This window comes from Bacillus sp. RC252, assembly GCF_044909215.1.
Taxonomy (GTDB): Bacteria; Bacillota; Bacilli; order Bacillales; family Bacillaceae_G; genus Bacillus_A; species Bacillus_A mycoides.
In genome coordinates this window covers 35,627-48,548 of sequence record NZ_JBIYDV010000030.1, presented here as the reverse complement: position 1 = coordinate 48,548, position 12,922 = coordinate 35,627, and the positions used below count along the sequence as shown (strand labels likewise).

Sequence of the window (12,922 nt, the reverse complement as noted above, 5' to 3'; positions counted from 1 at the left end):
GATCAAACTCTCCAATAAAGTTAGTTTGTCTAGCATCTAAAAATAAAAATTGACGTTCACGTTGTTTGTTTCGTTCAGTTTTCAAAGAACTACTTAGTCGCTCATTTGCGACTTCCTTATGTTAACATCTTCATTTTTCGATGTCAACTAAGTTTTTCAATTTCTTTTTTGTCGTTTTCTGCGTTTCCGCATCAGCGACGGTTATTAATATATCATGTAGAAAAATGAAATGCAATAGTTTTTCTAATAAAATTTTTAACTTAGTAAAAAAGCATAAAAACAGCACCTTTCTTCTATATAAGTATAGTTTTTTTAATCCAGCATCCATTTAACGAGTAATAATCTCGCGTTCCTTTTAATAGAAGGTTTCTCTCCCCTCAAATAAAGAAATAAAAAAAGCTTTGGAGAAATCTCCAAAGCTTAGTCTTGTTTATGGCGCATAGCTGGGAATAATAATACGTCACGAATAGATGGTGCGTTTGTTAATAACATAACAAGACGATCAATACCGATTCCTAACCCGCCCGTAGGAGGCATACCGTACTCAAGAGCTTCGATATAATCATCATCCATCATATGAGCTTCGTCATTACCTTGCTCGCGCTCTTTTAGTTGAGCTTCAAAACGTTCTTTTTGATCGATTGGATCATTTAACTCAGTGAATGCATTTGCATGTTCACGTGCAACGATAAATAACTCGAAACGATCTGTGAATCGTGGATCTTCGTCATTCTTTTTCGCAAGTGGCGAAATTTCTACCGGATGACCGTAAATAAATGTTGGTTGGATTAATTTATCTTCTACTTTTTGTTCGAAGAACTCATTAATAATATGACCAACTTCCATTGTATTCTTAATTTCCACATTATGTTCTTTTGCAAGTTCACGCGCTTCTTCTACACTCATTGGATTCCAGAAATCTGCTCCAGAGTGTTGCTTAATTGCATCTACCATATGAAGACGTGTCCATTCTGGCTCTAAATTAATTTCATAATCACCATATTGGATTGTTGTTGTACCCAATACTTTTTTCGCGATATGAGCAACCATATTTTCTGTCAGTTTCATAATATCATTATAATCAGCGTACGCTTCATATAATTCAATCATCGTAAACTCAGGGTTATGACGAGTTGATACACCCTCATTACGGAATACACGGCCGATCTCATAAACCTTTTCTAATCCACCCACAATAAGACGTTTTAAATGAAGTTCAATTGCGATACGCATATATAATTCCATATCTAACGCATTATGGTGTGTAGTGAAAGGACGAGCAGACGCTCCACCTGCAATCGCGTGCATCATAGGCGTTTCTACTTCAAGATAACCGTTGTCATCTAAATATCTTCTCATTTCACGAATGATTTTACTACGGGTAACGAACGTTTCACGGCTTTCCATACTTGTAATTAAGTCCAAGTAACGTTGACGATAGCGTTGTTCAACATCTTTTAATCCATGGTATTTATCCGGTAATGGACGAAGGGATTTCGTTAAAAGTGTAAATCCTATTGCTTTTACTGAAAGTTCTCCAACGTTTGTTTTGAACACTTTACCTTCAATACCTACTAAGTCACCTAAATCTGCTGTCGTAAATAACTCGTACTCTTCATCTCCAACAGTATCTTTACGAACATAAATTTGAACTTGTCCCTGTAAATCTTGAATATGCGCAAATCCCGCTTTTCCTTTACCGCGTTTTGTCATAATACGACCAGCGATAGAAACAGTGATTTCTTTCTCTTCTAATTCTTCTTTAGAGAATTCTCCATATAGACTTACTAAGTCAGTTGTTGAATTTGTGCGTTCAAATCGTTTACCGAACGGATCGATTCCTTGCTCACGCAAATTATGTAGCTTTTCACGACGAACAAGCAATTGGTCGTTTAATTCTTCGTGGTTCATGTTATCCATGATATTAATATCACTCCAGCTCTATTAATTTTTACAATATATACAGTATAGCATTTTCTACTCAACTAGAAAAACTGCCAGCAACTAACTGGCAGTTCTTCTTTCTTTCACGTAATTATAGGAAGTGTATAGAAGAATGTCAATCTCCTATGCCCCCTTATTAACCAACATAAATTGTTTGTTGTTTCGCTTCTACTTCTTCTACAAATGCACCTAATACATTCGCAAGGTCTTCACGTGTGTCGCAAGTATTGATACCATTGCGCACACTCGCATTACCACGAACACCTTTTAAATACCAAGCTGCATGCTTTCTCATCTCTCTTACGGCAACATTTTCGTTCTTTAAATCGATAAGACGATCTAGATGCAACATACATACATCAATTTTCTCACGCACTGTTGGTTCCGGCATTAACTCACCTGTCTCTAAATACTTTACCGTACGATAAATCATCCACGGATCTCCAAGAGCAGCGCGACCAATCATAACACCATCTACACCAATTTCATCAAGCATACGCTTTGCATCTTGTGGTGTTTCGACATCACCATTTCCGATAACCGGAATATTTACAGCCTGCTTTACTTGTTTAATAATATTCCAATCCGCTTTACCTTCATACATTTGTACTCGTGTACGCCCATGAACCGCTATCGCTTGTCCACCAGCACGCTCAACAGCTCTAGCATTTTCTATTGCGAAAATATGTTCTTCATCCCAACCAATACGCATTTTAACTGTAACTGGTTTTTCAACAGCATCTACAACCGCCGCTACCATCTCATATATTTTATTTGGGTCTAAAAGCCACTTTGCTCCTGCATCACACTTAGTAATTTTCGGTACTGGGCACCCCATATTAATATCAATAATGTCTGCTGTCGTATATTTATCTACGTATTTCGCAGCATCCACAAGAGTTTCTTTCTCTCCACCAAAAATTTGTAGGCTTAATGGCTTTTCTCTCTCATCGATATATAGCATATCTAATGTTCTTTTGTTATTAAGTAATATTGCCTTATCACTTACCATTTCGGCACAAACTAAACCTGCACCAAATTCTTTTACTGTCAAACGGAATGCAGAGTTACACACTCCCGCCATCGGTGCTAATACAACCGGATTTTTCATCTCAATATTTGCAATCTTTAACACTCGATTTACTCCTTCCTTCATAGTCACTTCGGCATTAGTTCATCTATCGAGACCTTTAATGCTTTAGCAACTTCTACTACAAAATCTTGGGAAGGCGATCGATTCCCTCTCTCAACTTCACCTAAAACAGATACAGATACCCCTAATTCTTTCGCAAAACCTTCTTGTGTATAGCCTTTTAGCTTTCGAAAAGCACGAATGCGTCTTCCCCATTTTTCTGCTTCCATACCGTTACTCCCTCTCGCCTTTTCATTTCTTCTACTTGTGAACGTGAAATGTCTTGTTTTATATCTTGATTGATTTCTAACAACGGAACGATAACAAAAGCTCTTTCGAACATCCGCGGATGCGGAACAATAAGATTCTCTGCTTCAATATTTTCTTGATTATATAGTAAAATGTCAAGGTCGATGGTCCTCGGGCCCCATCTAATTTCCCTTTTTCTTCCTAGGTCATTCTCTACCCTTTGTGTTACTTTCAATAATTCTTGCGGTGATAAATTGGTAGAAATTTTTATAACTAAATTTAAAAAGCAATTTTGGTCAGTATAGCCAACCGGATCGGTTTCATATACAGACGAAACATCATCAACTTGGATATGCTGGTTTTTATTTAAAAACTGAATCGCTTCAGTTAAATAAGTATAACGCTCCCCAATATTGGAACCTAATGCAATGTACGCTATATTATTCATGGACGCTCTCTCGTAATTTCTACCGCTACAGCACGATAATGTCCTGGTATCGGCGGATCCGGTTTAATTACCTTAATTGTACACCGTGAAATACTCTCATATTGTTTCAATATATCTGTAGCGATATTTTCAGCGATACTCTCTACAAGCTTATAAGTTCTATCTTCAACAACTTTTCTACACAGCTCAAAAAGTTCCCCGTAATTGACAGAATGCTCTAAGTCGTCACTTTCTCCTGCGCGTTTTAAATCCAACTCCACCGTTAAATCTACTTTAAATCTCTGACCTAATTTATTCTCTTCTGGGAATACACCATGATAACCGTAAAACTCCATATCATGGATATAAATTTTATCCAATTACTTTACCCCCTTACCAATCATCGCATCCATCATCTTAGCCATACGCGCCATTTCTTTCACATCATGAACACGGATAAATTCACAGCCCTTTTCAATACCAAGACAAACGGTAGCACCCGTTCCTTCAAGACGCTCCTCCACTGGTAAATCTAATACATGACCAATAAAGGACTTTCTTGAAGTACCTAAGAGGACTGGATAACCCAGTACATTTAACTGTTCTAAATTACGCATCGCTTCTAAATTTTGTTCAGGTGTTTTCGCAAAACCGATACCTGGGTCTAAAATAATATTCTCATCTCGTACACCAGCATCTTTAGCAATTTTAATACTTTCATACAAATCAGCAATCATATCAGCCATTAAGTTGCGATAGTTCATATTATCTCGGTTATGCATTAAGATAATAGGTACATCATAATAGGCTGCAACTTCAGCAATCTTCGGTTCCGCCTTCGCTCCCCAAATATCATTAATAATATGAGCTCCAGCTTCAATCGCTTGTTTTGCAACTTCAGCTTTATACGTATCGATAGAAATAGGTAATTTCGCTTCTTTCGAAACCGCCTGAATCATCGGAACGACTCGCTTTATTTCTTCTTCTACCGAAACTTTAGCAAAACCCGGGCGGGTAGATTCACCACCGATATCAATAATATGAGCACCTTCATTTTTCATTTCTTTCGCATGTCGCACCGCAGCATCTACTTCGTTGTAACTCCCACCATCAGAAAATGAATCTGGCGTTACATTTAAAATCCCCATAATTAATGTCTTTTCATTTAAGTTCAATGCATATTCGCCGCAGCGCAAATCATAATCCCACTTCAAACTACACATCTCCTCTTCGCAATTCATTTCTGCTCCACAATTTCTCTCTCTGCACTCCATAAAAATCCATAAGTCTTTTTGTAACCAATCCCACTTTACCCGGGAAATCTTTCTCCTCTATACGATAAAGGGGGACAATCTCTTGAATAGAGTTCGTTACGAACACTTCATCCGCTGAAAGCAATTCATCTTTTGTAAAGAAACCTTCCTTTACTTCTATATCTAGCTCTTCAGCAGCCTTTATAATAAACGCACGAGTGATTCCGTTTAAAATCCCTGTTTCTAATGAAGGAGTATATAAAATACCTCCTTTAACAAAAAAGAGATTCGAAACAATACCCTCTGCAACATAACCTGTTTCGGTAAGAAAAATACCTTCCTTATTCACAACATTTCCAATTTCGCGTTTCCCTAAAATATTATTTAAATAATGATGGGACTTCAAGCGAAATGCACCCTCAGGTGTATTTCTCACTTGCTTTAAAATAACTCCTTCTTTTTCCACTACATTCCCTGGAGCTGCTAAAGGTTTTATAAAAACAATAACAGACGGTTCTTCATATACTTCCGTTTGTAATCCTATTTCATCTATACCCGCCGATACATTTAAGCGCACATACGCATGCTTTAACTCATTCTTAACAAGTAGATTCTTTAAAATAAGCATCACTTCATCTTTTGTCATTGTCCATTTGATTTGCAATATATCGAGCGCATCCATTAAGCGTTCATAATGATCATCCAATAAAAAGGGATGACCATTATAAATACGAAATGTCTCAAAAACCCCAAGCCCATATAGGTAACCGTGGTCATAAGGAGAAATTTTCGCTTCACTCGCTTCTACATACGCGCCATTTACGTAAATTAACACGATGTCACACTTGGGCTATATTTGCGAATGAAATTCTGTAGCAACTCTTTCCCGTGAGAAGTCATAATAGATTCCGGATGGAATTGTACCCCTTCAATCGGCAACGTTTTATGACGAAGCGCCATAATTTCACCTTCTTCAGTCCAAGATGTTATCTCTAAACAATTCGGTAACGTCTCTTTTTTAACGATAAGAGAGTGATAACGTGTCGCGGTAAATGGATTTGGGATATCAGAAAAAATCGTCTGCCCATCATGATGCATTAAAGATGTTTTTCCATGCATCAAACGCTCTGCCCTGACAACATCCCCTCCAAATACTTGCGCAATTGATTGATGTCCAAGACAGACCCCAAAAATCGGAAGCTTACCTGCAAAATATTTAATAACATCCATACTGATTCCCGCCTCATTAGGACTACATGGACCTGGCGAAATCATTAAAAAATCTGGTTTCATATTCTCAATATCCGAAATAGTCACTTCATCATTACGCTTAACAATAAGCTCTTGTCCAAGTTCTCCAAGAAATTGCACTAAATTAAATGTAAAGGAATCATAATTATCAATCATTAATATCATTTCTCTCACCTAACCGTTTCTTCGCTACTTTCTTTTGCACGCCATAAAGCGATTGCTTTTTTTAACGACTCTTTATATTCATCTTTTGGATTTGAATCAATTACAATACCCGCTCCAGCTTGCACATGCGCTTGTCCATCTTTAGCAAGTAGTGTTCGGATTACAATATTCAATTCCGTATCTCCAGAATAACCAATCCAACCAATTGAACCCGTATAAATTCCTCGGCGAACAGGTTCTAATTCTTCAATAATTTCCATCGTACGTATTTTCGGGGCACCGGTAATTGTCCCACCAGGAAATACAGCCTTCACCAAATCGAAAGCATCTTTATCTGCTTCCACCTCACCACGCACATTAGAAACAATATGCATAACGTGTGAGTATTTTTCAATTACCATAAATTCATCTACTTCAACAGTGCCATATTTACAAACCCGGCCCAAGTCATTTCGTTCTAAATCCACAAGCATTACATGCTCTGCTCTTTCCTTTTCATTTTCAATTAATTCTTTCGCTAATTCTTCATCCTCTTGCTCACTTGCTCCTCGAGAGCGCGTACCAGCAATCGGTCTTGTACTCACTTCTTTTCCTTGCTTTTTAATTAGCAATTCAGGCGAAGCACTAACAATTTGAAAATCTCCAAACTCCAAGTAACCCATATATGGAGATGGATTAATTTCACGAAGACTTGTATATATTTCTAATGGATGTGTTTGTAATGTTCTTTCTTGTCTTGTCGACAAGTTTACTTGAAACACATCACCCGCTCCAATATATTCTTGAATACGTTCAACGGCCTTCATAAAGCCCTCTTCCGTAAAAGCGACTGCTTCATTTTTCTTTTCAGGACATTCAAACGGCATAATCACTTCGGGAGCTTCTTTCATCCAAAGACCCTTCCATTCATTTAATCGTTCTTCTGCCTCTTCACACTCATCTACATAATGCGTAATAATCCATAATACTTTCTCCTGTTGATCATACACAAACACGTCATCAAATAACAAAAAGAATATGTCAGGTATATTAATATCATCCTCCGCAAGAGAAGAAAGTTTTTCAATATAACGGATACAATCATAACTAAAGTATCCAATTGCCCCACCCTGAAAAGGTGGGTACTCCGGATTATAATCCGTTTTCCATTTCTCCATATACGCTTGCATTAAATCTAATGGATTCCCTCGCTCTATTGTTTCCTTACCACTTTCGCTTATATGTAACGTCTCATTCTTACCCTGAATTACCGCTATTGGATCCAGCCCAACAATGTTATAACGACCACCACGTCCACTTTCTAACAAAATATGTTGCGGCTTATCCTGAGAAAGAAATTTATATTGCTTAAAGAAATCTAACTGATATGGAATAGAAAGCGCTAAAGATTTTCTTCGTTGCATATCAACACCCCGTCTTCTGTTATCCCACCCTCTTAAGCCAATCAACTCAAACTACATAAAATTATTTATATAGAGAATGATTATACTTGAGGGCTAGTGAAAATAAATTAATTATACTACTTCTTATTTTACATGAAGTTTTCTAGTCATTCACTCTTTTCCTTTTTCCAATCAAAAAAGAAAAAGCATCCTTTTTTAAGGATGCTTTTCAAATCACATTCAATTATGACTCAAATTGATAAAGTGGTGTACTTAAATAACGTTCACCGTTACTTGGGATAATAACAAGTACCTTTTTCCCTTTACCTAATTTCTTCGCAACTTCTGTCGCTGCATAAACGACTGCTCCCGAAGAGATACCAACTAAAATACCTTCTTCTTTAGCCACTCTTCTCGCATATTCGAACGCTTGCTCCGTTTTCACTTGAATAATTTCATCATATACCTCTACATCCAATGTCTCCGGAACAAACCCCGCTCCAATTCCTTGGATCTTATGTGGTCCTGGCTTTCCACCAGATAATACTGGTGAATCCGCAGGTTCTACCGCGTAAATTTTGATATCTTTATAAGCTTCTTTCAGCACTTCACCGGCACCTGTAATTGTTCCACCTGTACCAATACCTGCGATAAACGCATCTAATTGATCCCCCATCTGTTCAACAATTTCTGGACCTGTTGTTATACGATGGATTTCTGGATTCGCTTGATTTTGGAACTGTTGTGGTATAAAGTACCCATGTTCTTCTGCTAATTCAGTTGCCTTTCGAATTGCTCCGCCCATTCCTTCAGGTCCTGGAGTCAATACTAATTCAGCACCGTAAGCGCGTAATAAATTACGACGCTCAATACTCATTGTTTCTGGCATTACTAAAATTGCCTTATATCCTTTAGCAGCTGCTACCATCGCTAAGCCAATACCTGTGTTACCACTTGTCGGCTCAATGATTGTATCGCCCTCTTTTAATAATCCTTTATTTTCAGCATCTTCAATCATAGCTAACGCGATACGATCTTTAACACTGCTCCCCGGATTCATAAATTCTAATTTTAAGTATACATCTGCGCTGTCTGATTCTACGATGCGGTTCAACTTAACGATCGGCGTTTTCCCGATTAATTCTGAAACTGATTGTGCCACTCGCATTCCTGTCACTCCTAACACCGAGTATTTTTATTGGTTTTATCTATATTTAGATTTTGTCAGAAAATTCCCTGTTTGTCAATCTATTCGGGCGGCTGATTCTCCGCCTAAACTTCTTTATTACAGGTTCTCAATTAGACTTGTAATATCTTCTTTAGCGAATTTATGTCGTTCATTACAGAAGTGACAGTGAACTTCCGTCTCTTCTTCTTCTGCACGAATTTGTTCTAGCTCCGCTTTACCTAAACTAATTAGCACGCTTTCAATACGCTCACGTGAACATGTACAATTAAATTGAACATCCATTGTTTCTAGCACTTTCACTTTATCTTCTCCAAGCACTTCATACAGTAATTCTTCTGGAGAAAGACCTTGTTCGATTAATTGTGATACTGGCGGGATTTGTTGAAGACGCTCTTCAATAAATGAAATTGTTTCTTCCTGCGCACCTGGCATAATTTGAAGAATGAATCCACCCGCCGCTAATACGCTATCATCTCCATTTACAAGAACACCAACACCTACAGAAGAAGGCGTCTGCTCAGAAACCGCGAAATAATATGTGAAATCTTCCCCTAGTTCTCCTGAAACAATGGGAGATTGACCAATAAACGGTTCACGCATACCGATATCTTTAATTACCGTTACAAATCCTTCTGTACCTACCGCTTGATATACACGTAATTTTCCTTGTTCCGTTCCTTCAAAATCAACATGCGGATTCGTTACATAACCACGTACATCCCCATTTGCATGAGCATCGACTAAGATAGGACCAATCGGGCCGTTACCCTCTACTTTAATCGTTAACTTCTGCTCGCCTTTTAACATAGCACCCATCATTGTACCCGCAGTTAAAGAACGACCAAGTGCCGCTGAAGCTGTTCTCCATGTATCATGACGTTTTTGCGCCTCACTTACTGTATTTGTTGTACGTACACTATAAGCACGAACCTCTCCATTAAACGCTAACGCTTTTACTAAATAATCTTTCATACTTATTTATTCACCCTTCTCATGTTGTAAATTTGCATTACGCTCATATAACATATACAAACCTTTTAACGTTAAAAACGGATCTACAATATCAATTACATTTGATTCTTCTGAAATTAATTTTGCCAATCCACCTGTTGCAATAACTTTCGGTTCTTGCTTAGCTTCTTCCTTCATACGCTTAACAATACCTTCCACTTGTCCAACGTATCCATAAAGAATACCTGATTGCATTGCACTTACTGTATTCTTCCCGATAACACTACCCGGTTTTGTAATTTCAATACGAGGAAGCTTTGCTGCCCTGCTATATAAAGCTTCTGCCGAAATCATAATTCCTGGCGTAATAACGCCACCCATATAATGCTTCTCTTCGTTAATATAACAATATGTAGTAGCCGTACCAAAATCAACAATAATAAGCGGACTTCCATATAAGTGGATTCCTGCTACTGCATTTACAATTCGGTCCGCGCCTACTTCACGTGGATTTTCATATTTAATATTCAAGCCAGTTTTTATCCCAGGCCCCACTACAAGCGGTTTAATTTTAAAATACTTTTCACACATACGCTCTAAAGCGAACATAATTGGCGGTACGACTGAAGACACAATAATACCTTTCACATCTTCAAAAGAAAGACCTTCATGCTCAAGTAACTGCTTTACAAGCATCCCATACTCATCTTCTGTTTTATGACGATCTGTTTCCATGCGCCAATGCTGACGAAGTTCCCCCTCTTCAAACACACCTAGTACCGCATTTGTGTTCCCTACATCCAATACAAAAATCATATTCTCACCACTTATCTTATTTAATCTATATTTGCGCAGTATGTATAAAACTTATAAAAACATCATATCACACATACTTATATAATCAGTTTTTCTATACTCATCATTGTACAAAAAGATTACTCTCTATTTCAATTTTAAATAATAGTTTCATTCAATTTTTTTCCACTTAAATTCATTCCACAAAAAAAAGGAGTGACTATTGTCACTCCTTCGTTTCTTACTTATCTTCTGTATCTTCATCGTCTTTCTTCATATTGATGTTTACTTTCACATCATCTGAAGATGTTGGACGCTCAGGTAATCTGCCATAATCATATAAATGATTAATTTGCTCTGCATCTAATGTTTCTACTTCAAGTAACGTTTTCGCGATAATATCAAGCTTATCTCGTTTTTCAGTAAGAATTTGTTTCGCACGAGCATAACAGTCTTTAATAATTATTTGCATTTCCACATCAATTTCATGCGCGATTGCATCACTGTAGTTTTGTTCTGAATGGAAGTCTCTTCCTAAGAATACCTGACCACCTTGTGAGCTACCAAATTGCATCGGTCCAAGCTTATCACTCATTCCGAATTCTGTAACCATACGTCTTGCAATACCAGTCGCACGTTGGAAGTCGTTGTGAGCACCTGTACTTGCTTCACCAAATACAATCTCCTCAGCTACTCGACCACCAAGTAAACCAGTGATTTTATCAAGTAACTCTGGTTTTGTCATGAAGTAACGATCTTCCTTCGGAAGCATTACCGCATATCCACCAGCTTGACCACGAGGGACAATTGTTACTTTATGAACGATATCTGCTTCATCAAGGACAACACCAATTACAGTATGGCCAGCCTCATGGAATGCAACGATATTACGTTCTTTTTCAGAGATAACGCGACTTTTCTTAGCTGGACCTGCAATAACACGATCCGTCGCTTCATCGATGTCACTCATATCAATTTTCTTCTTATCTTGACGCGCAGCTACTAAAGCAGCTTCGTTTAATAAGTTTTCAAGATCGGCACCAGAGAATCCTGGTGTACGAGTTGCAATTGCTCTTAAGTTGACATTCTCATCAAGCGGTTTATTACGAGCGTGTACCTTAAGTACAGCTTCACGACCATTTACATCTGGACGATCTACTGTAATTTGACGGTCAAAACGACCTGGACGTAATAACGCTGGATCAAGAATATCAGGACGGTTTGTCGCAGCGATGATAATAATACCTTCATTTGCACCGAATCCATCCATTTCAACAAGCAATTGGTTCAACGTTTGTTCACGCTCATCATGACCACCGCCAAGACCCGCGCCACGTTGACGTCCTACTGCATCAATTTCATCAATGAAAATGATACAAGGAGCATTTTTCTTTGCATTTTCAAATAAATCACGTACACGGGATGCACCGACACCGACGAACATCTCTACGAAGTCAGAACCACTAATAGAGAAGAACGGAACGCCTGCCTCACCTGCAACAGCACGTGCTAGTAAAGTTTTACCTGTACCTGGAGGTCCCACTAATAGAACACCCTTCGGAATACGGGCACCAACTTCAGCGAACTTACGAGGGTCTTTCAAGAATTCAACTACCTCAACAAGTTCTTGTTTCTCTTCATCCGCTCCAGCAACATCTCTGAAACGAATTTTTTTCTTTTCATCATTGTATAGCTTTGCCTTACTTTTCCCGAAGTTCATAACACGGCTACCGCCGCCCTGAGCTTGGTTTAATAAGAAGAAGAATAAAATGAAGATAATGACAAATGGAATGATAGAAGTAAAGAACGTTACCCAAGCACTTGTTTCTTCTGCTGGTTGATACTTAACTTCAGCCCCTTGCGCTTTATCATTAATTTTCTTTTGTAATTCCTCAGTATTTGGTGCATAAGTAACAAATTGTTCTCCTTGGCTAGAAGTCTTGAATTGTCCCTTTACCTCAAACACACCATTTTTCGGTTGAAGCTGCACATTACGCACTTCACCTTTTTCAAGTTGAGTAATGAATTTATCGTAGCTAACTGATGTCGTTTTTTGCGTCGAACCATTAAAATAGCTCACGATTCCAATTACTACTAAGAATATCAGTAAATAAAAGATGGTATTACGGAAGATACGATTCATTCCTAACCTCCTCTCACGGCATAAACACTATAGTAAATCGT

General features: G+C 38.0%; 14 protein-coding genes. All 14 read right to left on the bottom strand.

Annotated elements, in window-relative coordinates; translation table 11 throughout:
* Nucleotides 1-130: 130 nt before the first annotated feature.
* Nucleotides 131-328, bottom strand: a complete 198-nt coding sequence (locus ABH960_RS27885) for a hypothetical protein (protein ID WP_404449630.1) — start codon at nucleotides 326-328, stop codon at nucleotides 131-133.
* Nucleotides 329-420: 92 nt separating this feature from the next.
* Nucleotides 421-1,920, bottom strand: coding sequence for a lysine--tRNA ligase (gene lysS / locus ABH960_RS27880; RefSeq protein WP_002009709.1), 1,500 nt, complete (start codon nucleotides 1,918-1,920; stop codon nucleotides 421-423).
* 160 nt (nucleotides 1,921-2,080) lie between these two features.
* Nucleotides 2,081-3,079 (bottom strand): tRNA dihydrouridine synthase DusB, encoded by a 999-nt coding sequence (gene dusB / locus ABH960_RS27875; protein WP_002009708.1) that lies wholly within the window; start codon nucleotides 3,077-3,079, stop codon nucleotides 2,081-2,083.
* Nucleotides 3,080-3,102: 23 nt separating this feature from the next.
* Nucleotides 3,103-3,306: a helix-turn-helix domain-containing protein gene (locus ABH960_RS27870; protein WP_000387027.1), complete on the bottom strand. Its 204-nt coding sequence runs from the start codon at nucleotides 3,304-3,306 to the stop codon at nucleotides 3,103-3,105.
* Complete coding sequence (folK, locus tag ABH960_RS27865; protein WP_002138868.1) at nucleotides 3,258-3,773, bottom strand: 2-amino-4-hydroxy-6-hydroxymethyldihydropteridine diphosphokinase; 516 nt, start codon at nucleotides 3,771-3,773, stop codon at nucleotides 3,258-3,260. Before folK ends, ABH960_RS27870 begins: the two co-directional genes overlap by 49 nt.
* Nucleotides 3,770-4,132: a dihydroneopterin aldolase gene (folB, locus tag ABH960_RS27860; protein ID WP_000358063.1), complete on the bottom strand. Its 363-nt coding sequence runs from the start codon at nucleotides 4,130-4,132 to the stop codon at nucleotides 3,770-3,772. The genes folK and folB overlap by 4 nt, the downstream gene beginning before the upstream one ends.
* Nucleotides 4,133-4,993 carry a dihydropteroate synthase gene (gene folP / locus ABH960_RS27855; RefSeq protein ID WP_404449633.1) on the bottom strand — a complete coding sequence of 287 codons (861 nt, stop codon included), beginning with the start codon at nucleotides 4,991-4,993 and terminating at the stop codon, nucleotides 4,133-4,135.
* A complete protein-coding gene (pabC, locus tag ABH960_RS27850; protein WP_404449625.1) occupies nucleotides 4,968-5,840 on the bottom strand; it encodes an aminodeoxychorismate lyase in 873 nt (290 codons plus the stop codon). The genes folP and pabC overlap by 26 nt, the downstream gene beginning before the upstream one ends.
* Nucleotides 5,834-6,421, bottom strand: coding sequence for an aminodeoxychorismate/anthranilate synthase component II (pabA, locus tag ABH960_RS27845; RefSeq protein WP_404449623.1), 588 nt, complete (start codon nucleotides 6,419-6,421; stop codon nucleotides 5,834-5,836). Before pabA ends, pabC begins: the two co-directional genes overlap by 7 nt.
* Nucleotides 6,422-6,426: 5 nt before the next feature.
* A complete protein-coding gene (trpE, locus tag ABH960_RS27840; RefSeq protein WP_404449621.1) occupies nucleotides 6,427-7,824 on the bottom strand; it encodes an anthranilate synthase component I in 1,398 nt (465 codons plus the stop codon).
* 223 nt (nucleotides 7,825-8,047) lie between these two features.
* Complete coding sequence (cysK, locus tag ABH960_RS27835) at nucleotides 8,048-8,971, bottom strand: cysteine synthase A (protein WP_002130221.1); 924 nt, start codon at nucleotides 8,969-8,971, stop codon at nucleotides 8,048-8,050.
* A 117-nt stretch (nucleotides 8,972-9,088) separates the two neighbouring features.
* Nucleotides 9,089-9,964 (bottom strand): redox-regulated molecular chaperone HslO, encoded by an 876-nt coding sequence (gene hslO / locus ABH960_RS27830; RefSeq protein WP_002091564.1) that lies wholly within the window; start codon nucleotides 9,962-9,964, stop codon nucleotides 9,089-9,091.
* 6 nt (nucleotides 9,965-9,970) lie between these two features.
* Nucleotides 9,971-10,759, bottom strand: a complete 789-nt coding sequence (locus ABH960_RS27825; protein ID WP_002009692.1) for a type III pantothenate kinase — start codon at nucleotides 10,757-10,759, stop codon at nucleotides 9,971-9,973.
* Between the two features lie 220 nt (nucleotides 10,760-10,979).
* Nucleotides 10,980-12,881, bottom strand: coding sequence for an ATP-dependent zinc metalloprotease FtsH (gene ftsH / locus ABH960_RS27820; protein ID WP_002091565.1), 1,902 nt, complete (start codon nucleotides 12,879-12,881; stop codon nucleotides 10,980-10,982).
* Nucleotides 12,882-12,922 lie beyond the last annotated feature (41 nt).